This is a genomic window from Rhodococcus sp. IEGM 1381 (assembly GCF_030056795.1).
Classification (GTDB): domain Bacteria; phylum Actinomycetota; class Actinomycetes; order Mycobacteriales; family Mycobacteriaceae; genus Rhodococcoides.
This window is the reverse complement of sequence record NZ_JASHKQ010000010.1, coordinates 1-21,012: the sequence shown is the minus strand read 5'-3', so window position 1 is coordinate 21,012 and position 21,012 is coordinate 1. Positions and strand designations below refer to the sequence as shown.

Below are 21,012 nucleotides of genomic sequence, written 5' to 3'. Positions count from 1 at the left end.
ATGACCACAGGGCATCGAAACGCAGTGGCCGCTCCCCGCATCGCCGCGGGCGTCATGGCGGGCCTACTTCTGCTCTCCGTGGCAGCCACCTACTTCGCCTTTACCGGTGGGGTGAAAGACGCCGTCGATCCACCGACCTGGGTGACACTGCAATCGGACCGCAGCGGCCTGGTCATGCAACCAGGAGCCCTGGTGAAGATCCACGGAGTCGAAGTCGGAACAGTCGACGCGGTCCATCAGGTGACAGGCGGCGCGGTCGTCGAACTTCGGCTCGAAAAGGCCGCCGCGCAATCGATTCCGGAAAATGTGGAAGCGCGGATTGCCGCCACCACGATCTTCGGCTCCAAGTTCGTCACCCTCACCGAGCCGGCAAATCCGTCGAGCGTCCCGATCTCCTCCGGCGCAATCATCGACTCGTCCTCGGTCACAGTCGAAGTGAACACGGTTTTCCAGACCCTCACGCAGGTACTCGCCGCCGTCGAACCGGACAAACTGAACTCGACGCTGACCTCACTTGCCACCGCCGTTCGCGGCCGCGGCAACGATCTGGGACTGAGCATCGACGAGACGAGTGCACTGTTGGCAGCCGTCGAACCGAGGGTACCGACGTTGCAGCGCGAGATCGCAGCAGGAGCGACGGTCACCGAGACGCTGGCTGACGCCGCACCGGATCTGCTGACGAACCTGGAGAATCTCACTACGACCGGACGAACGCTCGTCGACAAGGCGGGAACACTCGATGCAGTGCTGCTCGGCGTCATTGGAATGGCCGACGTGGGCAATGCCGTGTTGTCGGAGAACGCCGCAGCCATTTCGAGCACCGTGCACGAGCTGAAACCGACTACCGAACTGCTGGAGCAATATTCACCAGAGTTCACGTGCTTCTTGCAGGGTGCAGATCGCGCCCGGGTCGGTGCAGAGGAAGTGTCCGGCGGGAATGGACGCACCATGTTGCTCAATAGCACCATCTTGTTCGGCATACCGCCCTACACATACGAGTCCGACTTGCCCCGCGTAGCGGCGTCCGGCGGTCCGAGGTGCGGAGCTCTACCGATGGTGCCGAACGATGCCGTGCCGACCCCGTATGTGGTTGCCGACACCGGATCCAACCCGTTCCGAGCAGGTAACACCGGCCCCGTCTTCTCGCCGAGTTCCATACTCGACTTTCTCCCCGGCGGGCTCGCAACACCGGCAGGCACTCGATGACGCGCGGATCCACCGTCGCCAAGTTGATCGTGTTCGTCGTCCTGATGAGCGCAGTCCTGGCCGGCTTGGTCGTGGTCTTCGGCCAGATACGATTCGACTCCACCACGTCGTTCCGCGCGATCTTCACCAGCGCGTCAGGACTGCGCAGCGGTGACTTCGTTCGAGTGGCCGGCGTCGAAGTAGGAAAGGTGAGTGACGTAAAGATTGTCGACAACGATCACGCGTCCGTGGGCATCGACGTCGGTGCCGGCTACACGGTGACGTCCTCCACCACTGCAACAGTGCGGTACCAAAATCTCGTCGGGGACCGGTACCTCGAGCTCACCGACGGAGCGGGTGACGCAGATCCCCTACTCGAGGACGCGACCATCCCTGTCGAGCGAACCTCTCCCGCATTGGATTTGGATCAATTGATCGGGAGCTTCGAGCCGTTGTTCGAGGCCGTGGACCCGACGAAGGTCAACGATTTGACGGCCGAGCTCGTCGCAACCCTGCAGGGACAAGGAGGTTCGATTGCATCACTGCTCGCCCATACGGCGACATTGACCACCTCACTTGCCGACCGAGACCTCGTGATCGGGCAAGTGATCACCAATCTGAATACGACTTTGACGACGTTGGCCGACCAGAAAGAGGTGGTGTCCACAGCGCTGGACCGCGCCCAGAACCTGGTGTCCGGCTTGGCTGCCGACAGTGCTGCTTTGGGGACCGCGCTATCTAGCATCGATTCTTCGGCCACCACGGTTGCAGACCTGCTGACGGTCGCGAGGCCGCCACTCGAGACCACCCTCGTCGAACTGAACAGAACTGCAGTACAACTCGATTCGGAGAAGGCGACGATAGGAAGCATCACGTCGAGGTTGCCCGATACGTACGCCGCATTGAGCCGGCTCGGCGCCTACGGAAACTTCTTCAATTACTACCTGTGCGGAATAAAGCTCAAAATCGACACACCCGACGGGCAGGGCCTCACGACTCCGCTCATCGGCCAGGAAACCGGAAGGTGTGCGCCGCGATGAACCAACGCGTACGCGGCCGCAACACGGTCCGCCTCGGTATCGTCGGCACGGCCCTGGCGATCCTGCTGACGTTGGTGGCAACGAACGTGTCGTCACTGCCGATTCTGTCGGCGGGTTCGGTGTACAGCGGCGTGTTTCGCGACACCGGCGGCCTGGCGGTCGGTGGAGACGTCGAGGTCGCTGGAATCGTCGTCGGCACGGTATCCGCTATCCAGATCGATGCGGACACAGTGATCATCACCTTCACGATCGATGGCGACGTCGAACTGCGGCAGGACGCGCGCCTGTCGATCCCCACGCAGACTGTGCTCGGCACGAAAAACCTCCGCATCGAACCGGGCACGGGGGAACACCTTTCCCCCGGAGCCCGAATCGCCCTGGACAACACCACGAGCCCTTACCAATTGACCGATGCCCTGGGAGATCTGACCGACGATGTCACCGAACTCGACACCGATGGACTCACCGAGGCCATGCGCGTGAGCACCGACGTCCTCGAACAGACTCCCGCAGACCTCGCTGCCGCGGTGGACGGCGTCGGGCGGCTGTCCCAGACCATCGCCTCCCGCGACAAATCTCTACGCTCTCTGCTGGCGACCGCAGAACAGGTCACCGGGGTACTGGCCACTCGAAGCGAGCAGATCGACACCCTCATCGTCGATGCCGACACCATTCTCGGTGAGTTGAACCGCCGTCGAGCCGTCGTCGACCGACTGTTCGATAGCGTCACCGCCCTCGCTCAGAACCTGAGTGGTCTCGTTGCCGAAAACGAAGGCCAGCTGGGATCGACACTGACCTCGCTCAATTCGGTGCTCGACGTTCTGGAGGAGAACCGAGCGAACATCGGGCAGGCCATCGAGAATCTCAGTCCATACATCACCCAACTCGGTGAGGCCGTGTCAAGTGGGCCGTTCTTCAACTCCTACATCCAGAACTTGATTCCCGGGCAGGTCATTTCGCCGTTCATCAGGGCCGCGCTCGGACTCGGCCCCGCACCTGGTGAATCTGCCAGCGTCAATCCGTTCTCTGTTATCGACGGAGCACCGCGGTGACCGCCAGGAGGTGGCAACTGGCCGCCATCGCCGTGGGAGTTGCCGTGCTTGCTGCGGTGTCCTATACCGTGGTGCCCCGTCTGACGACCACGTCGGTCGTCGCCGAATTCGCCAGTACCACTGGCCTGTACGTCGGTGACGACGTCAAGATCATGGGCGTGGATGTCGGATCGGTCAGCTCGATCGAACCGCGCGGCGATCACGTCGACGTCGAATTGCAGGTCGAATCGTCGTATTCGGTACCGTCCGAGGCCTTGGCCGTCATCGTGTCGCAAAGCTTGGTCGCCAGCCGCTTCGTACAGCTGACCCCACCCTTCACCGGCGGCTCGACAATGGAGGACGGACAACGAATCCCGATCTCGCGCACTGCAGTTCCGGTCGAGTGGGATCAGATCAAAGCGCAGCTCGCTCGCGTCGCCGATGCTCTGGGGACCGCGGCACCCGATGGAAGGGCACCGTTGGGAGCACTTGTCGATGCGGCCGACGCCAACCTGCGCGGGCAGGGTCAGAACCTCGCCACCACTGTCGTCCAGCTCTCCGACGCACTGAAGACGTTGTCGGACGGCCGAACCGATCTGTTCGCCGTCATTCGAAATTTGCAGGTGTTCGTCTCGGCGCTCTCGGCGAGCGGACAGCAGATCGTCGACTTCAACGACTCGATGGCGTCCGTCACCGACGTCTTGGACAGCAACTCGGAACAAATAGGCACAGCCTTGACCTCATTGGACGCCGCCGTCGGTGATGTCACTCGGTTCGTCTCTGCCAACCGGGACGGTCTCGACGACACACTCCGAAGCTTGCAAACCGTGGTCGGCGAGCTCGCCACGCAGCGTGACGGAATTGCCCAGATTCTCCACGTCGCCCCGACCGCGCTGTCGAATCTGAACAACATCTACCAACCCGCGCACAATGCGATCGTCTCCGCGCTTGCCCCCAACAACTTCGCCAACCCGATGGACTTCATCTGCTCTGCCATCGCCGCGGCGGAAGAGGTAGGGGCACAGGAAGGGGCGAACCTGTGTGTGCAGTACCTCGGCCCGTTGTTGAAGACTCTGGCCTTCGACTATCTTCCACTGTCCACCAACCCGATTCACGGTGTCGGTGCACTACCGGACCAACTCGTCTACAGCGAGCCGGGGCTGGAGCCGGCTGCACCGCCACCATCTCCGATACCCTCCCCGTCGTCATTGACGGATCTGCTGCTTCCTGGAGGTGGGCAATGACGACACGGAGACCGACCACGCGCCGTTCCCTGGTGTCGGTCAGCGCTGCCCTGCTGATACTCCTGACCTCCGGGTGCGGCTGGCAGGGCCTGAACTCTCTGTCTTTACCGGGCACTGCGGGTGAAGGAGACGGTGCGTATTCAGTGGTCATCGAGATGCCGGACGTGTCCACCATCGATCGCAATTCACGTGTGCTGGTCTCCGACGTCACTGTCGGACGGGTCGCGGATATCGCTCTCGACAGCGGCCATGCCGTCGTGACCGTGCACCTCGACCAAGGCGTCGACTTGCCGGCCAACGCCACAGCAGCGGTCGGTCAGACCAGTCTGCTCGGCTCGACGCACATCGAACTGGCAGCACCCACCGCCGAGCCACCTACCGGCCGTCTCAGTGACGGCGACATCATCACGATCGACCGTGCGGGTGCGTATCCCACCACCGAACAAACTCTGTCGTCCCTGTCGCTGGTGCTCAACGGTGGAGGACTTCCACAGATCGGTGACATCGTCGACGAACTGGACGCCGCGCTCGGAGGCAGACCGGAGTCGGTTCGCACGCTTATCGCTCGACTCGACTCCCTGCTCTCCGGCTTGGTCGAGCAACAAGCCGACATCGAGCGATCCATCGACAACCTCGACAGATTCGCGGCCGACGTCGCTGCTCAGAACACCCAACTCGCCGACGCGGTAACCACTCTCGGACCTGCATTGACAGTGTTGGCCGACCGGCGGGTGGATCTGACCACGTCGTTGGTTTCGCTGGGCGAGTTGGGCAGCACAGCGGAGAAGATCGTCGACGACACCGGCGGCGATCTGGTCGCCGAACTGCAAGAACTGCGTCCCGTTCTGAAGTCGTTGGCGGATTCGGGAACGTCACTGACCGATTCGTTCCGCTATCTGCTCACCTACCCGTTCCCGATCGATACCTACCAGAACGCTGTCCGCGGTGACTATGCCAATGGTGAAGTGACACTGGATCTTCGGCTGGACACCCTCGACAACGCACTCTTTCTCGGAACACCACTGGAAGGTGCACTCGGATCGATCGCTCCCAATCCGGCACCGACGGTCCCCACCACACCCGACCTACTCATCCCACCGGCAGGTAACCCATGACTCCGAAGAAGGCACTGCACCGCAAACTCTGGGTCATCCTCGCCGTAGCCGTCGTGTCCGTAGCGACCACGAGCATCTACTTTGCGCGCGTCCCGGAACAGTTCGGTATCGGCCGATATCGGGTTGCGGTAGAACTCGCCGATGGGGCCGGCCTGTACACCGGCGCGAATGTGACCTACCGCGGTTCCGAGATCGGTCGGGTCGTCGAACTCACCAGTACCGGAAACAGAGCTCGGGCCGTGGTGTCGCTGAACTCGGGTGTCGCTGTTCCGGCCGATGCCCGAGCTGAGGTCCACTCCATGTCTGCGATCGGCGAGCAGTACATCGACGTCATCCCCGATTCCGAGAACGCCCCCTACCTGTCCGACGGTTCGGTGATTCCGCTGGACCGAACCTCCGTCCCGGAACAGGTCGGGCCCACGATCGATCTTCTCCAGGGCGCGTTGGCCTCCATCGGCTCCGACAATCTCCGCAGTGTCCTCGACGAGAGTTCTACGGCGCTGGGAAACAAGGGAGCGGACGTCGCCGGACTACTCGATTCCCTCCGCAATCTCAGCGCCGACGCGAACGCCGACACCGACGCGATCACTGCCCTGATAGACAACGCCGATCCGGTGCTGGCAGCGACCGAAGCCAGTAGTGAGTCCATCAGGAACTGGGCTGCATCGCTCACCGGTATCACCGGAACGCTACGCGACCGTGACGCCTCCATCCGATCTCTCATCGATCGGGGTACGCCGATGGCCACCGAAGTGACTGCACTCTTCCAGCAGCTTCAGCCGACCCTGCCGTTGTTGCTGGCCAACCTCACGACCGTCGAACAGGTTGCCGTGGTGTACAACCCGTCGATCGAACAAATTCTGGTGCTGTACCCGCCGCTCATCGCGGCGACACAAGGTACGGGCATGCTCAATTCGCAAGCAGGAGAGCCGGGTCAGAATACCTACTTCGCAGCTCAAGTGAACGATCCGCCCCCGTGTACCACCGGCTTCCTGCCAGCATCCGAACGCAGGTCCCCCACCGAGGTCGACACGATACCGACCCCCGCGGGTCTCTATTGCAAGGTGGATCCAGCCGATCCGAGTGCCATCCGAGGGGCCAGGAACCTACCCTGCATGGAGTTTCCGGGCCGTCGGGCTGCAACCGTCGAGCTGTGTCGAGATCCTGTGGCGTCGACCGGCGAATACAACCCGACCGACACTTCTTACATAGCGGGAGATGGTCGGCGATACCTCGACGAGGGTCTCGACTCGGTACCGGACCCACTGGACGGACTGCTGGTACCGAACTAGATCGGATCCAGCTTGGAGATCAGCCACCGGCCGTCGACGCGGGTCAGTTCGATGCGGAGACTGCTCGACGCTGCCTTCGGGTCGGGTGCGTCGGTGGAGGTGATGTTCTGGTTCACGAACACCAACGCCACTGCCGAACTCTCCGACGAAGAGACAACCGAGCTCGCCGAAACTGTTGCGCTCGAGGTTATTCCACGATCTTTGGCTGCCGGCGCAATCGAATCGGCACCGAACGCACTGTAGTAGGTCAGAAAATCTCCGGTAAGGAACGACGACGCATGGGCAATGTCGTCATCGACCGAGTCGGCACGGTAGGACAGAACCGCGACGGCCCCGTCGTCGGCCGCGTCGCCGATACCGACGCCCGCCTGCGACTGCTCGTCGCCTGCTCGGTTCATTGCGTACAGCGTGGCCGCCGCTCCACCTGTGCCGACGAGCAGCACGGACAAGCCTGCTACGAGCAACCGCTCTTTGATCATGGGACGAACTCCACATCCGACACCAGGATTGTCTGGCCGTCGTTCTCGAGGCTGATTCGGAGCCGCCACACTCTCGACTCCTGTTGCGCTCCGGATGAATTGGACACATTGGACGTCGCCGCCACCAGAACGCTTGCGGTGTTGTCATCCGCATTCTCGATCCCGGCTTCGGTGATGGCTCCCGTCGCCTGGACGTTTGCCTGCTGCACTACGGAGACGAAGTCGTCGGATCGCTGATCGAATTGTTCGCGGAACGAACCCGTGGATCGTTCGAGGACCCGTGCGACGTCGTCGTCGACGGTAGCCGCAGAAATGGTCGTCAAATCCAGCACACTCTGCCGGGCAGCCTGCAGGTAGCGCTGGTCACGGTCCTGCGCCGCCCCGAACTGCTGGTAGTGGATCAGTTCTACGACAGTGACTGCGCCGAGCGACACTATCGCCACCGCGACTGCGGCGAGGAGACCCCGACGCCGGTAGTTCCGGGAGCGCACGACAGGGGTGCGTTCATCACCATCAAGATCCAGCGCCGACCCGCCGCCCGCCTCTGAATTGTCAGGAATGCCGGCATCCTCATCGGTAGACCCGCGATCCGCTGCGGAGACGGATACGCTGTCCGCCAACACTTCTCGATCGACCATCCCAATCACCTTCTCATCTCACGACCACCTACCGTACTACACGGTACGGCAGTACCGCAGTCGTCTGACGAGGAAAAATCACTCTTGTCCATACCTCAAAGTATGGTAGCTTTCTGTGATCCAGATCGCACACGCCCTAGGAGGCGGACCTTGTCCGTGATCGTCGACAACTTCCAACGAATACCCTACGAGCCCGCCCGAGACGGCCGCGTGGAAATGCACTCGGGTCTCTCGCGGCATTACCCCACCCTGCATGCCAATTTCGTTGCGGACCGTATTCACAACAAGTACGTGGGAATCCTGATGGTCCACCCGACCTCGGACTTCCTCTCACACTTTCTGCTCCGCGGCTTCGCCGAGGCGCGCCTGCCCATCATGGGCCTGAACACGCGCTACAGCTCCAATGAGCCGGCCCTGCTCATGGAACGTGCCATCGCCGATGTAGGTGCCGGTGTGCGGTGGTTGAAGAACGAACTCGGATTCGAGAAGGTGGTACTTCTCGGATTCAGCGGCGGCGGATCTCTGTCCACCTACTACCAGGAGCAGGCCGAAAACCCGACGGCCGACATCGACGGTCCACCACTCGTACCCGCGGACGGACTGATGCTCGTCGGTGCCCATACCGGACGAGCCCAAGTCCTTCGGCATTGGATCGATGCCTCGGTCACCGACGAACTCGATCCGACGTCGACGGACCCGGACCTCGATCTCTACGCTCCCGATCGACCGAGTCCCTTGGACCGCGAATGGGTGACGCGGTACCGCGCCGCACAGCTTGCGCGCATCGAGCGAATCGACGAATGGGCGATCCGGGAGCTCGACAGCATCACGGCGCAGGGTGCCTCGGACCGCGCGTTTGTCGTGCACCGCACCGTGGCCGACCCGCGCTTCGTTGACATCACCCTCGATCCGAGCGACCGACAGGTGGGAAGTATGTACGGAGATCCGGAGCGCGCCAACACCTCTGCGGGCGGTCTGGCCCGATTCGTGTCGGTACGAAGCTGGCTCAGCACGTGGAGTTCGGAATACACCGGTGCCGACGCGATCAAGAACCTGCCCAACATCGCTGCACCGACGCTGATCGTCTCGCTACTCGGCGACCAAGCTGCATTCGCCCAAGATTCCCGCGCAATGCATGCGGCCAGCCCCGATTCGACACTGATCGAACTCCGCGACCTCAACCATTATCTCGTCGACCAACCACACGGCATCGGCACCGTCACCGGCGAGTGCAGAGCCTGGATCGAGAAGAACCTATGACGCTCACCGCAGACTTCGAACGAGTCCCGACAGCGTTCACCTACTGGGAACACCGTAAACATCCTCGAATCGCGCGACTCGAATCGACAGCGCGAAAGTTGTTCAACATATCGATCTTTCCTACCGACAAGATCGCTGTGGAGTTCTGCGACAGCCTTTTTCGTGGAGATGCTGTGGCCGAGAATTTCGTCGACGAGGTCCTCGCAGCAGACCCGACGGCCGGCCGAGCACTTCTCGACCGAGCGCTCGTCGAGGGCATCGATGCACTCGACGACGTCCCAGCGAGCATGCAGGTTCTGTTCGACGAGTTCGAAACGCTGCCGGACTGGGTCCGACCGGAGGTCGTCGAACAAGGCGCTGCCATCTGGCGACGTTGGGGAACGATGCTGTTCGCCGTTGCCGGCGGCATCACATTGGAGATGTACACCGAGGCGGCGGTAGCGACTCCGCTCTCCCTAGCCGGCGGCTACGCAGGAGACAACGCCCTTCGACGATTCCTGGAGACCTGCCAATTCTGGGTTGACACATCGGAACCGGGCGCGTTGCTTCGGATCGGATCGACGGGTCGCGCGACGGCGATGAAGGTACGAGTGATGCACGTTTCGGTTCGACGCCGCATCGACGGCCACCCGGAATGGCACACCGAACAGTGGGGTTATCCCATCAGCCAGGGCTATCAGATGCTGACGCTGCTGGGCGGCAGCACCGTGCCGGCGTTGGCGCTGAGGCTTGTCGGGTTGCAGACGACACCCGACGAGATTCGAGCGTTGCTGCATTTCCAGAAGTACATGGGTCATCTACTCGGCGTCGACGTATCCAACTTCCCGACCACGATCGCAGACTCACTGCGCATGACGGCCATGGTCTCTGCGGCACGCAGCTACGACGCGGGCATCCACGGCAAGGAACTGATCGAATCGTTCCCCGCGAGTTTCGCCCCGCGGCCGAACCAGAAGGGGCTCGCGCGTATTCGTGCTCGTTACAATCACGGCATCTACGCGGCCTACACCACCTTGTTCATGAGCCCGGGAACACGCGGCAAGTATGACATGCCCTCGGCATTTCCCTGGATTCTGATCGTGCTGGCGCGGTTCCCATTCATCACGGTCCTGGAACTGATTCGGCGCACAGTGCCCGGGGTCGGGCCTCGTTTGGAACGGATATCGGACGCGCATCGTCGGAGTTGGCTACGCGCTCAAATGGACGGCCGTGAAGCTGAATTCGAGGCAAAGGGAGGTCTACGGCGATGACCGATCGACTGGAGTACCAGAGAGGCTTCGGCAACGAACACCATTCGGAGGCAATCGCCGGTGCACTGCCGTGGGGACAGAATTCACCTCAGCGTGCGCCTTACGGCCTCTACGCCGAGCAACTGTCCGGCACAGCATTCACCGAACCGCGTGAGATCAATAGGCGCAGTTGGACCTACCGCATCAACCCGTCCGCCAGGCACCCCCGCTTCGAGCGAGTCGACAATCGGTATTTTCGATCCGCCCCATTGGTCGACGGAATCCTCGATGTCAACAGACTGCGCTGGAATCCGTTCGATACACCGTGGCCCGAAGCGGACTTCATCGACAGTATGTACACCGTCGCCGCCAACGGTAACGTTCTCGAACGCAACGGAATCGCTGTGCATATGTACCATGCGACCACTTCCATGACCGAGCGATACTTCGCCGATCTCGACGGCGAACTGCTGGTAGTCCCACAGACCGGTGGTATTCGGCTTCACACCGAGTTCGGACTTCTCGACGTCGTCCCCGGTGAAATAGCAGTGATCGGTCGAGGCGTGAAGTTTCGGGTATCGCTGCACGGCGAGTCCGCCGGCGGGTACGTGTGCGAGAACTACGGTGCCTACTTCGCGCTACCCGAACTCGGCCCGATCGGATCCAACGGGCTTGCTCATGCGCGAGACTTCTCTTATCCCGTTGCTGCGTACGAGGATCGAAGCGACACGGTACAGGTGATCCAGAAGTTCGGCGGGCAACTGTGGGCGGCCGAGTACGGCCACTCCCCCTTGGATGTGGTGGCCTGGCACGGCACTCACAGCGCGTACAAGTACGATACCGGCCGGTTCAACACCATGGGGACGGTCGGGTGGGATCACCCCGACCCGTCGATCTTTACGGTCCTGACCTCGCCCTCCGAGCGGCCCGGCCAAGCCAACGTCGATTTTGCAATCTTCCCACCTCGGTGGAACGTCGCAGAACATACCTTCCGGCCCCCGCACTTTCACCGCAACATCATGACGGAGTTCATGGGTCTCGTTCGTGGACAACATGATTCCAAGGCCGAGGGATTCGTCCCCGGCGGGGCAAGTCTGCACAACATGTGGGGTGCGCACGGCCCTGATTTCGAGACGTTCACCACCGCTTCGAACGCGGAGCTAGCGCCTCAGAAATTCGACGGGTCACTGGCGTTCATGTTCGAGACGCGTCTTCCGTTGGTGACCACGGACTTCGCGCACAGTGCACAGCACCGCCAGCCGGACTACGACTCCTCGTGGAGCGGCTTGCAGCGACAGTTCGATCCGCGAACACCCGAAGGCACAGGAGATCCCCGATGACCACAGCCGACATCACCCGACCGGAGTTCGATCTACCCGAGCCGTTGCTACGCATCGGTGGCGCGCGCGTCGCCGCCGCCGACGGCGCGACGTACACCTCGGCCGATCCTGCCACCGGAGAAGTGGTCGCCGAGATTGCCGCCGCCGGTCGAGCAGATGTCGATGCGGCGGTGCATTCCGCGCGTGAACAGTTCGAGCACGGCGAATGGTCACGGACCAGCGGGGCCGAACGAGGTAGGGCCCTGAACCGACTAGCTGTACTCATCGAAGCGAACGCCGAGACACTCGCCGCACTCGAAGCCGTCGAGATGGGGAAGCTCTACCGCGACTCCGTCAACGGCGACATCCCGTGCGCCGCTGAAGTGTTCCGCCATTTTGCGGGTTGGGCTGACAAAATCTCAGGATCGACGGTGTCGCTGCCGAACTTCGGACCGCAGAATCGATTCGGGTATACCGTCCGCCAGCCACTCGGAGTCGTAGCCGCGATCACACCGTGGAACAATCCCGCGCTCATCGCTGCCTGGAAGCTCGCACCGGCTCTCGCTGCCGGGAACACCGTCGTCATCAAGCCGGCCGAAGATGCTTCGTTGTCCACTCTGCGGCTGGCCGAATTGGCCGCCACAGCAGGCATTCCTGACGGCGTCCTCAATGTGGTCACCGGATTGGGGGCCGTTGCGGGGGCGGCTCTTGCATCCCACTCGGGTGTCGACAAGGTCTCGTTCACCGGCAGCGCAGCCGTGGGGCAGTCGATTCAGAGCTTCGCGGGCACAAGCTTTCGCAAGCTGGTTCTCGAACTGGGAGGTAAAGCGCCCCAGCTGATCTTCGACGACGCCGATCTCGACGCAGCGATGCCCTGGATCGCAATGGGAAACTTCTACCATCAGGGCCAGGTGTGTGCTGCCGGCACCCGTGTGCTGGCGCACGAGTCCGTAGTCGATCGAGTCGTCGACGGACTCGTCGCCGCTGCAGAGAACGCGGTGGTCGGCAATCCGTTCGACGACCGCTCGACCATGGGCACGATCGTCAATGCCAAGCAGCTCGCGCGCGTCAACGGGTACATCGCGTCCGGCATCTCCGAGGGCGCGCAATTGGTCTGCGGCGGAATTCGAGAACAGGAGACCGGCTTCTACGCGCAGCCGACCGTGTTCCGCGGCACCAACGACCACACCATCGCCCGCGACGAAATCTTCGGTCCGGTTGCCACGGTCATCAGCTTCCGCACAACCGAGGAAGCCATCGCGATCGCAAACGACACCAAATACGGACTCAACGCAATGGTCTACTCACAGAACATCTCTCGCGTGCATTCTGTCGTCGAGAAGTTGAGGGTGGGAACCGTCTGGGTCAACGGCTGGGGAGTACCGGATCCAGCGCTGCCCTGGGGTGGACGCGCAGGCAGTGGCATCGGCCGCGAACTGGGCCGGTCGGGTCTCGACGGAGACACCGAAGAGAAGACAGTGCACATCGGCTTCGACGGCCTCTGATGCCTCGATCGATCACCGACACGAAAGAAGAGCAGATGACAACGCCCGAGATCGTCGAAACCTGGAACGGCCCAGACAGAACCGATGCCATATTGACAAAGGTCCTGCCGCGCCACAATGGTGCGCACCCGGTACCCGGCAGCCGAACAGGATTCGAGCACTGGTACTTCGACGCCCACCTCGACGACGGACACACGATCATCGGATTCCTAAATCTTCGTCGGCCTGAGGAGCCTGCACTCGTCGCGAAGCCCAGCGTCGAGATTCTCATCTATGCGCCGGACGGTACCCGCCGCCAAATCTTCAAGCGCTACTCGAAGAAGGAAGCCTCCGCGGCTCTGTCACGGTGCGACGTCCGCGTCGGGCGAAATCATGCGTGGGCCGAGTTCCCGGCGGACAGCCTGCCGATTCACCATCTGTCGCTTTCGGAGGAGGACGTCGAGTTCGACCTCAGGTTTCACAATGAGCTACCCAGTTGGATGCCTGGCGAGGGCGAAACGCTCTTCGGCGGTACCGATGTGTTCGGCTGGGTCGTCGCTGCTCCCCGTGCACGTGTCGAGGGGTCGATCACGATCGGAGGAGCGACGAAAACCGTCACCGGTAGAGGGTATGCCGACCACAACTGGGGTGCCGGCGATATGAAGAGAGTCATCGACCGCTGGCATTGGGGGCGCTTGTACGACGACGACTATTCGCTCCTGTATGCACTGGTGAAGACGCAGGACCGGCTCGATGCGCACGAGAGCCGGCCACTGATGCTGGCATACAAGGGTGAGGTGATTCTCAGCTCAGGCGAAGCAGAAGTGACTGAAGGCCCCATGCAGTACAACGCAATTGCCAATCGCAAGTACCCGGAGTGGCTGAAGATCGAAATTCCCGGTGTCGTCAAGCTCGTACTGACAGTCGACAAGGTTGTACACGCACACGATCTACTCGACGACGTTCCCGTGGCCGGACACAAGGCCTTTCGACCGCTGTTGTACCGACTTGTCGGGCACCCCGGCTACTTTCGCTTCGATTCCACCTTCGAGCTCACGGTGGTGCGCGGCGAGACGACCGACGTTCGGACAGGACGAACACTGCACGAGCTTGTCGCACTGAACTGATCTCCTACCCGTCTCGAGCGAAAGCGATTGATATGCAGCTAAATTCGATATCTTCAGGCCGGACGGCATCGGTGACGGCGGTTGCCCTCGTGCTTGGGATTGCGGTGGCTCCCACCGCGAACGCCGCGCACCCGGTCGACCTCGGTGGCTTCTCCGCGCGAGACTGCGTCGAGGTGTCTGCCATCGTGTCCGTTCCTCCTGCGAACGCGACCGCTGCACTGCCCGGCGGATACACCTCGTCGAGCTTCATCGGTTTGCCCGGAGGGCCAGGCCTACCTGGCAATTCATCGTTGCTCATGGGCGTAGAGACATGTCAGAGCGGCACCATCGGCGGAGTCCCCTTCGACGGACCGTTCGCCTTCGGCGAGCGGGTGCTCTCGGTCGATCGCCACGATGCAACACCCGGCTATCACTTCTACGCAGTCGAGCAGATAACCGATAACAAGAAAATTTACGACCTGATGAGCGCAGCCGGGTTCGATATCGCGTACCTACCCGGGGTCGGTGCCACCGCCGATTCTTCGGGCGGAGTATCCGAGGGCGGCTCCGTGCGGATCGTCGATCAGGCACCACTTCCGCAGCTTCCTTCACCGCTCGATAAGGTCAGCATCTGGAACAAGACCGATAGTGGCACCAACGTACTGCGCCTCGCCGTGCACCATCCGACGGCGCAGGCCGGAGTTGGACGAGTCTCGGCCAACGGGGGCTCCGCTATCGCCGCGTTGATCGGCACCGAGGAGTCGACTGGTATCGGTGCAATCAACAGATTCGACTTCGAGGCGACGGTGCAATCAGTTCCGGAGTAGGGATCCCGGGCACGTCGTCGAAGAAATCGAAGAAACCGAATGACTCGGCATCGAACGCAGATGGACCCAAATCGCCCCCGGCAGGACGGACAGATCGCACCTCGGATGTCCACGTCTCCATTGTTCACCGGCTTCAAGGACGCAGATGGGAATTCAAACGTCTTTGTCTGCGGGTGTTCTGATTTCGGTACGAATCTAGACCCATGCCATCCGGACGCACCTGAAGCTGTCGAAGACCGAGACGCGGTCTGCCGTCATCGGCACCGCACCGACCCGATCAGCAGCGTTTCCCGCGCCCGCCTGACCCCAATCCACCCGACCTGACGAACTCGAAAGAGCTACTAGCTCAGGTTTCGGATTCGGGCGCTGCCGATTTGCATCGGTCGCGCGCTCGTGCGCCAACGAGCACGATCTCGACCCGCGAGGGCCAACAGGTCACCGGGAAGAAGTCGAGGCAGGTGAATATTGCAGTCACCGGCTATACCGATTCGTCCTCGTGCCAACAGCTGAGCGGTGGCGTCGGGTTTGTACCCGAGCTCATCGGCGATTCGAAGGACGCGCTCTCGATCGCCGCGCGTTCGACCGGCGGCTCGGCGGGTGAAGCAATGTGACCCACTTCTCATTCCCCTGTGAGTATGTTAAGACATACATACATAAAGAGTTCAGCTCTGCCGGCACATCGCCACCCACGGGTATCGGAGGATGAGAAACAGATGTCTTCAGCTCAACCAACCTCACGCAGTGCGCTCCCGCCCGACACCCCAGGGACACACTCCAGGCGACTGGGCGTCATCGCCGTCGTCGCAACGTTCGGCGGCCTCCTGTTCGGCTACGACACCGGAGTGATCAACGGTGCCCTCGAACCGATGAAAGACGACCTCGGGCTCACCTCGTTCACCGAAGGTCTCGTCGTCAGCATCCTCATCTTCGGCGCCGCGATCGGCGCACTGGTGGGAGGGCGTCTGTCCGACAAATACGGGCGACGCCACAACATCTTGCTGCTCTCCGGCGTCTTCGCTCTCGGCACGATCGGATGCGTGCTTGCCCCGTCGTGGGAGGTGCTCGCGGTATTCCGATTCATCCTCGGCCTTGCAGTCGGCGGCGCATCCGCCACGGTCCCGGTCTATCTCTCCGAGGTCGCACCTGCCGAACGACGCGGATCGCTGGTCACCCGCAACGAAGTCATGATCGTCAGCGGCCAGTTCGCGGCCTTCATCATCAACGCCATCATTTTCAATATCTGGGGTGACCACGAATCGGTCTGGCGCTACATGCTCGTAGTCGCACTCTTTCCCGCGATCGCGCTGTTCGTCGGCATGCTGCGCATGCCCGAGAGTCCGCGCTGGCTCGTGCTGCAGGGTCGCGACGACGAAGCCTTGGCGGTTCTGAAGCAGGTGCGGACCGAGGAACGCGCAGTGGCCGAGATGGCCGAAGTACATGCCCTGGCCGAAGAAGAGAAGCTCTCCCAGACCGGAGGTGCCGCAGACCTGTCCGTCCGCTGGATCCGGCGGCTCATCTTCATCGGCGTCGGCCTCGGCGTCTTCCAGCAGTTCACCGGAATCAACTCGGTCATGTACTACGGCACACAACTGCTCAGCGACGCCGGCTTCTCCGACAGCGCCGCAATCATCGCCAACACGCTCAACGGCTTGTTCAGCGTTCTCGGCATCACTGTCGGTTTGCTCATCATGAACAAGGTGAACCGCCGGACGATGCTCATAGCCGGCTTCGGGCTGACGACCTTCTTCCACCTCCTGGTCGGACTGTCCGCGTTACTGCTGCCCGACGGCACGGCGAAGGCGTACTTCATCCTCGTCTTCGTCGTCCTGTTCGTCTTCTGCATGCAAGGCACCATCGGCCCCCTCGTGTGGCTCATGCTGGCCGAAATTTTCCCGCTCAAGATCCGTAGCTTCGCAATCGGAGTGTGTGTTTTCATGCTCTGGTTGGCCAATGCCGTTGTTGCGCTGGCATTTCCGCCTGTCGTGGAGGCGCTGGGCATAGCGCCGACCTTCTTCATCTTCGTCGGGCTCGGAATCCTGGCACTGATCTTCATCGTCACCCAGGTACCGGAGACACGCGGGCAATCGCTCGAAGAGTTAGAGGCCCGATTCCGTCGCGAATATTCGTGAACAGAACGCATAGAAAGGACGACACGACATGGCAATACTGGTTGCAGTAACCGACAACGAAGAAGGCCGCCACGCCCTGCGCGTCGCGGCCGACGAAGCACGCGCCATGCGCACCGAACTGATCGTGGTGAACTTGACTCTCGGCGGACTCGACGTCAGCGGCCTCGACGCAGAGCTTGCTGTGCTGGTCATCGACCGTGCCGGACGCGCAGACCGCGATCCAGCAACAGCTGTCCTCGACGAGATCGACGCACATCCCGAAGTGACGCGACTCGTCATCGGAATCAAAAGACGCAGTCGCGTCGGCAAAGCGTTGCTGGGCAGCATCACTCAGCGCCTACTGATGATGTCACCCGTACCGGTCCTGAGCGTCCAACCCAGCTGAGTCCGCTCGCCGGCGCTTCGAGTGGGCTCGTGGGGGGCAACGGAGTGCTGGGCGATCTCGCCTCGCACGGAGCCGACTGGTCTATTACCTCCTGGGCGACATCGAGTCGCTGGTGGCAGACACCGCGATCTTCGTTCCCGAGCGAACGAAGCCGAACGGCTCCACCACCGGACACGCTCTCGCAGCCGGGGGTGAACGCGGGGCCGTCGAGAACGAGGACTTCGTCAGCAGCCAACTCCGCCTGCACAGCGGAGCGCGCGTCGTTCTGGAGGCCAGCCGCGTGGCCGTCGGCGATCAGAACGCGTACGGATTCGAGATCCACGGCACGAAAGGTGCTGTGTCCTGGGACTTCCGCCGACTGGGCGAACTATCCCTCAGCACAGGTGACCGATACCAGGATCAACCCGCATCGACCGTCTACGTCGGACCTTCGCACGGAGAGTACGGCGCATTCCAACCCGGTTCGGCATCCTCCATCGGTTACGACGACCTCAAAGTCATCGAGGCAATGCGCTTCTTCAAGGCCATCGCAGAGACTGCCGAGCGGTCGTTGGGCTGACTGGGGATGGTAAGCCATGCGGCGCAACGCTATGAGACGCCGTCCGCAGCGCCGGGGTACTCGATGCCATGTCCGAATCGATTGCATCCGGTCGCTGGGCGCAACCCAGTGCCTGAGGTTCGCCCTCGTCAGCGCACCTTCTCAACTCCGACGGCGTGAACGGACAACCACTCACACGCGACGAGGTCTTCCTGAATGACTATTGTGTCGATGGCGGACGACCACTCGCGTCGATGCCCGTTTCACCTGGACATGACGATCGGCTACGTCTGAGGTCTCCCTCTCACCCTCTCGCGGACCGATGATAGATCGAGCGCTGCGGGTTACGGGCCGACACTGCGTGGGTTAGCCGTAGTGCGCGAGCACGTCTTATCAGAGACGGCGGCGCATCCGCCACGACGTCGCGGTCCAGGCCAGCGTGGCCGCGCTTGCGGTGGGAGCTGTTTTCTGTACGACGATGTCGCCTCGATCCTGCTCACGGGCCGCGCCGGTGCTGTCAGGCCGCCCGGGTGTCGTGTCGCCGGCCTGACAGCTCCGACCATCGCCCGCTTGCAGGCAGATGGCCCGGGGCACACGGCACGTTGCCGTTGTGAGTGGCCGTCGCTTTGGCCCACTATTAGAGATGCACGGACACGACTGACAGAATGGCTTCTGTCGCTGCGGGGCACGGGGACGGCTCGCCACACGGGTGTCGAGTCGTGGTGACGCCCTCTTAGTGCGTGAAGGCGACGATCGACATGCGTCTGATTCACCAGTGGTGGTCGTTTCCCGCTGACTACGCGTGGTCTGTGGCTTACCACCGCAACAGTTCGTTGTTGAGCCACAATCACATCGCGGTGGGTATCTGGTGCTGGTTCCTGGCTGGCATGTGCATTAGCGCAATTCACACTCCGGCAGGTTTCTCATCCTCGTCTGCGGAGACCTTCGGGCATGCCGTCGCCGCCGCAATGGCGGTCACTGGGGCAGCGTGGGTCCGCGGACCGTTTCCCTCGGAGCAAGTATCGCGACTCTTCGTCCTCTGCTTGGAATTCATCGGGGCCGGTATTTTGCTCATGCTGGCTGACCCGTTCGTCGCCCTACCAAGCGCGGCAGCGCTCGGAATAGTCGGCAGTTACATCGCGGCTTTCCACGGTCCGAAGCTCTTCTTGGCTCATCAGGCCTGGGCCCTCCTCGTCGCGGGAATCCTGCTTGCGAGAGCGGTCACCGCGCCTTCGGCCGATGTGGTGCTGGCGTGGGGTTATTTCAGTACTTTGGCTCTCGTGCTGTTCTCAGTGCCAATGCTGACCCAGGCACTCCTATTGCTCCTGCGCAGCGATGCTGCCAATGCCTTCTACGATCCGCTGACAGGGTTGCGCAATCGGCGCGGGTTGGCGGCTGCGGTCGCCGAGCGAGAATCGAAGCCTCTCTCGGGTACCGCTGGAGCTGCGGTTCTGGTGGTGGACCTCGACGGTTTCAAGCTCGTCAACGATCGGTACGGTCACGAACTGGGAGATCAGGTCCTTCGGACAACCGCCGAGGCGATCCTGGAGACCTTCCCGCCTCCTGCGATCACCGCGCGAACCGGAGGCGAGGAATTCGCGATCGTTTCCTACGTTGACTTGCACACTGCCATCGAGCAGGTAACGCGCCTCCAGACCAGGCTGGCAGGATGCCCGGAGCCGCAGGTCACAATGAGTGTCGGCGTCGCTCACCTCGCAGTTGGAACACGTTGGCTTGACTTCGAGCGAGCCTGGAACCGAGCCGACAGCGCGATGTACGCAGCAAAGCGAGCGGGCGGAAATGGGGTCCATTACGATTCCCAACAACACACCGAAACAGGTGATGTGACCGGTGTCGACGAATAGGATGCTTGCAGACCACAGCTTGTGCGGGCGGTTGCAGACGTCGCGGCCCCTGCCGCTGCGACGAGTAGGGAGATCGCTTCGCGGGGGTGGTTCACGAATGTCCGATGCCAAGGATACGGACGTACCGGAACCTCGCTGTAGAGCTACCGATCCTCGAGCACCCCGCGCGCGTACGCGCACCAGCGTATGGTTTCTTCCTCGAATGCGATTCCTCGCGCGAGGGTGAGGAAATGGCCGATGCGGTCGGTGTGGGCCAGGTAATCGCGTTCGGTTCGTCCGCTGAGCAGGTACTCGCGCGACGATTGGTACTGCTGCAGTTTCTGTTGTGCTGCTGCCTTTTTCGTGTCCAGATGCGCGCGCACCGATTCGATGTCGTCTCCGTCCATGGCCTCGACCTGGACCAGTAGTTCGTCCCGGATCGCGGTCGGTTTCGGCTCGCGTTCGATGAACTCGTGCAAGGCCGCTCTGCCGGAGGGCGTCAGTGCGAACATTCGCTTGTTCGGGCGTCGCTGCTGCGCGACGAGGCGTGCTTCGACGAGCCCGTCGATCTCCATTTTATCGAGTTCACGATAGAGCTGCTGCGGAGTGGAACTCCAAAAATTCGCTACTGCGACATCGAATGATTTCGCCAAGTCGTAACCGGAGGATTCGCCGTCAAGCAGGGCAGCGAGTATCGCGTTCCGCAGAGCCATGCTTGAAATATACATCGGATCAGGTGCGTAATTGCTTATCCGAACATGCACGACGTCTCCGCGATCGGCTGGACCGACGCATCGTGGGCGGCCACACATGCGGCCGCCCGCGATCGACATCAGCTCACGTGACGACGTTCCGATGGCCTTGGTC

The 21,012-nt window shown here is 62.0% G+C and carries 19 protein-coding genes and 1 pseudogene; 17 read left to right on the top strand and 3 right to left on the bottom strand.

Annotation, left to right across the window (positions count from 1 at the left end; genetic code table 11):
* The 6 genes from QM797_RS19260 to QM797_RS19235 are packed head-to-tail and all read left to right on the top strand — an operon-like array spanning window position 1 to window position 6,907.
* Window positions 1-1,206, top strand: a complete 1,206-nt coding sequence (locus tag QM797_RS19260) for an MCE family protein (protein ID WP_283277270.1) — start codon at window positions 1-3, stop codon at window positions 1,204-1,206.
* Entirely contained in the window at window positions 1,203-2,225 is a 1,023-nt protein-coding gene (locus QM797_RS19255; RefSeq protein WP_283277269.1) for an MCE family protein, read from the top strand. Before QM797_RS19260 ends, QM797_RS19255 begins: the two co-directional genes overlap by 4 nt.
* The gene (locus QM797_RS19250; protein ID WP_283277268.1) at window positions 2,222-3,277 is read left to right on the top strand and encodes an MCE family protein; all 1,056 of its coding nucleotides are present in this window, start codon (window positions 2,222-2,224) and stop codon (window positions 3,275-3,277) included. Before QM797_RS19255 ends, QM797_RS19250 begins: the two co-directional genes overlap by 4 nt.
* The gene (locus QM797_RS19245; protein WP_283277267.1) at window positions 3,274-4,500 is read left to right on the top strand and encodes an MCE family protein; all 1,227 of its coding nucleotides are present in this window, start codon (window positions 3,274-3,276) and stop codon (window positions 4,498-4,500) included. Before QM797_RS19250 ends, QM797_RS19245 begins: the two co-directional genes overlap by 4 nt.
* Complete coding sequence (locus QM797_RS19240) at window positions 4,497-5,615, top strand: MCE family protein (protein ID WP_283277266.1); 1,119 nt, start codon at window positions 4,497-4,499, stop codon at window positions 5,613-5,615. Before QM797_RS19245 ends, QM797_RS19240 begins: the two co-directional genes overlap by 4 nt.
* Window positions 5,612-6,907 carry an MCE family protein gene (locus tag QM797_RS19235; RefSeq protein ID WP_283277265.1) on the top strand — a complete coding sequence of 432 codons (1,296 nt, stop codon included), beginning with the start codon at window positions 5,612-5,614 and terminating at the stop codon, window positions 6,905-6,907. The genes QM797_RS19240 and QM797_RS19235 overlap by 4 nt, the downstream gene beginning before the upstream one ends.
* On the opposite strand, the gene QM797_RS19230 is transcribed toward QM797_RS19235, so the two are convergent.
* Together QM797_RS19230 and QM797_RS19225 are read right to left on the bottom strand one after the other, a co-directional pair.
* On the bottom strand, window positions 6,904-7,386 hold the full coding sequence (locus QM797_RS19230) for an Rv1363c family protein (RefSeq protein ID WP_283277264.1): 483 nt from the start codon (window positions 7,384-7,386) through the stop codon (window positions 6,904-6,906). The two genes, QM797_RS19235 and QM797_RS19230, sit on opposite strands and share 4 nt — an antisense overlap.
* Window positions 7,383-8,024: an Rv1363c family protein gene (locus tag QM797_RS19225; RefSeq protein ID WP_283277263.1), complete on the bottom strand. Its 642-nt coding sequence runs from the start codon at window positions 8,022-8,024 to the stop codon at window positions 7,383-7,385. Before QM797_RS19225 ends, QM797_RS19230 begins: the two co-directional genes overlap by 4 nt.
* Window positions 8,025-8,180: 156 nt before the next feature.
* On the opposite strand from QM797_RS19225, the gene QM797_RS19220 reads away from it, so the two are divergent.
* The 11 genes and pseudogenes from QM797_RS19220 (at window position 8,181) to QM797_RS19170 (ending at window position 20,166) form a co-directional block, all read left to right on the top strand.
* Window positions 8,181-9,284: an alpha/beta hydrolase family protein gene (locus tag QM797_RS19220; RefSeq protein WP_283277379.1), complete on the top strand. Its 1,104-nt coding sequence runs from the start codon at window positions 8,181-8,183 to the stop codon at window positions 9,282-9,284.
* Window positions 9,281-10,534, top strand: coding sequence for an oxygenase MpaB family protein (locus tag QM797_RS19215; protein WP_283277262.1), 1,254 nt, complete (start codon window positions 9,281-9,283; stop codon window positions 10,532-10,534). The genes QM797_RS19220 and QM797_RS19215 overlap by 4 nt, the downstream gene beginning before the upstream one ends.
* Window positions 10,531-11,853: a homogentisate 1,2-dioxygenase gene (hmgA, locus tag QM797_RS19210; RefSeq protein ID WP_283277261.1), complete on the top strand. Its 1,323-nt coding sequence runs from the start codon at window positions 10,531-10,533 to the stop codon at window positions 11,851-11,853. The genes QM797_RS19215 and hmgA overlap by 4 nt, the downstream gene beginning before the upstream one ends.
* Window positions 11,850-13,337 (top strand): aldehyde dehydrogenase family protein, encoded by a 1,488-nt coding sequence (locus QM797_RS19205; protein WP_283277260.1) that lies wholly within the window; start codon window positions 11,850-11,852, stop codon window positions 13,335-13,337. The genes hmgA and QM797_RS19205 overlap by 4 nt, the downstream gene beginning before the upstream one ends.
* 35 nt (window positions 13,338-13,372) lie before the next feature.
* A complete protein-coding gene (locus tag QM797_RS19200) occupies window positions 13,373-14,443 on the top strand; it encodes a lipocalin-like domain-containing protein (RefSeq protein WP_283277259.1) in 1,071 nt (356 codons plus the stop codon).
* A 71-nt stretch (window positions 14,444-14,514) separates the two neighbouring features.
* Window positions 14,515-15,249: a hypothetical protein gene (locus tag QM797_RS19195; protein WP_283277258.1), complete on the top strand. Its 735-nt coding sequence runs from the start codon at window positions 14,515-14,517 to the stop codon at window positions 15,247-15,249.
* 458 nt (window positions 15,250-15,707) lie between these two features.
* Window positions 15,708-15,860 carry a hypothetical protein gene (locus QM797_RS19190; protein ID WP_283277257.1) on the top strand — a complete coding sequence of 51 codons (153 nt, stop codon included), beginning with the start codon at window positions 15,708-15,710 and terminating at the stop codon, window positions 15,858-15,860.
* 102 nt (window positions 15,861-15,962) lie between these two features.
* Window positions 15,963-17,378 carry a sugar porter family MFS transporter gene (locus QM797_RS19185; RefSeq protein WP_283277256.1) on the top strand — a complete coding sequence of 472 codons (1,416 nt, stop codon included), beginning with the start codon at window positions 15,963-15,965 and terminating at the stop codon, window positions 17,376-17,378.
* Window positions 17,379-17,406: 28 nt separating this feature from the next.
* The gene (locus tag QM797_RS19180; RefSeq protein WP_283277255.1) at window positions 17,407-17,763 is read left to right on the top strand and encodes a universal stress protein; all 357 of its coding nucleotides are present in this window, start codon (window positions 17,407-17,409) and stop codon (window positions 17,761-17,763) included.
* Window positions 17,764-17,795: 32 nt separating this feature from the next.
* A pseudogene (locus tag QM797_RS19175) lies at window positions 17,796-18,438 on the top strand (Gfo/Idh/MocA family protein); the annotation flags it as partial.
* Window positions 18,439-19,059: 621 nt separating this feature from the next.
* Window positions 19,060-20,166, top strand: a complete 1,107-nt coding sequence (locus QM797_RS19170; RefSeq protein WP_283277254.1) for a GGDEF domain-containing protein — start codon at window positions 19,060-19,062, stop codon at window positions 20,164-20,166.
* Between the two features lie 143 nt (window positions 20,167-20,309).
* Here QM797_RS19170 and QM797_RS19165 read toward each other — a convergent pair whose 3' ends face one another.
* Window positions 20,310-20,858 (bottom strand): PadR family transcriptional regulator, encoded by a 549-nt coding sequence (locus QM797_RS19165; RefSeq protein ID WP_283277378.1) that lies wholly within the window; start codon window positions 20,856-20,858, stop codon window positions 20,310-20,312.
* Window positions 20,859-21,012 lie beyond the last annotated feature (154 nt).

Bases quoted from the DNA above. Each gene is read 5' to 3' on its own strand.
- QM797_RS19205 (WP_283277260.1), top strand. From the start codon at position 11,850: ATGACCACAGCCGACATCACCCGACCGGAGTTCGATCTACCCGAGCCG.
- QM797_RS19240 (WP_283277266.1), top strand. From the start codon at position 4,497: ATGACGACACGGAGACCGACCACGCGCCGTTCCCTGGTGTCGGTCAGC.
- QM797_RS19250 (WP_283277268.1), top strand. From the start codon at position 2,222: ATGAACCAACGCGTACGCGGCCGCAACACGGTCCGCCTCGGTATCGTC.
- QM797_RS19255 (WP_283277269.1), top strand. From the start codon at position 1,203: ATGACGCGCGGATCCACCGTCGCCAAGTTGATCGTGTTCGTCGTCCTG.
- QM797_RS19230 (WP_283277264.1), bottom strand. From the start codon at position 7,386: ATGATCAAAGAGCGGTTGCTCGTAGCAGGCTTGTCCGTGCTGCTCGTC.
- QM797_RS19215 (WP_283277262.1), top strand. From the start codon at position 9,281: ATGACGCTCACCGCAGACTTCGAACGAGTCCCGACAGCGTTCACCTAC.
- QM797_RS19260 (WP_283277270.1), top strand. From the start codon at position 1: ATGACCACAGGGCATCGAAACGCAGTGGCCGCTCCCCGCATCGCCGCG.
- QM797_RS19180 (WP_283277255.1), top strand. From the start codon at position 17,407: ATGGCAATACTGGTTGCAGTAACCGACAACGAAGAAGGCCGCCACGCC.
- QM797_RS19235 (WP_283277265.1), top strand. From the start codon at position 5,612: ATGACTCCGAAGAAGGCACTGCACCGCAAACTCTGGGTCATCCTCGCC.
- QM797_RS19170 (WP_283277254.1), top strand. From the start codon at position 19,060: ATGCGTCTGATTCACCAGTGGTGGTCGTTTCCCGCTGACTACGCGTGG.
- QM797_RS19200 (WP_283277259.1), top strand. From the start codon at position 13,373: ATGACAACGCCCGAGATCGTCGAAACCTGGAACGGCCCAGACAGAACC.
- hmgA (WP_283277261.1), top strand. From the start codon at position 10,531: ATGACCGATCGACTGGAGTACCAGAGAGGCTTCGGCAACGAACACCAT.
- QM797_RS19165 (WP_283277378.1), bottom strand. From the start codon at position 20,858: ATGGCTCTGCGGAACGCGATACTCGCTGCCCTGCTTGACGGCGAATCC.
- QM797_RS19185 (WP_283277256.1), top strand. From the start codon at position 15,963: ATGTCTTCAGCTCAACCAACCTCACGCAGTGCGCTCCCGCCCGACACC.
- QM797_RS19225 (WP_283277263.1), bottom strand. From the start codon at position 8,024: ATGGTCGATCGAGAAGTGTTGGCGGACAGCGTATCCGTCTCCGCAGCG.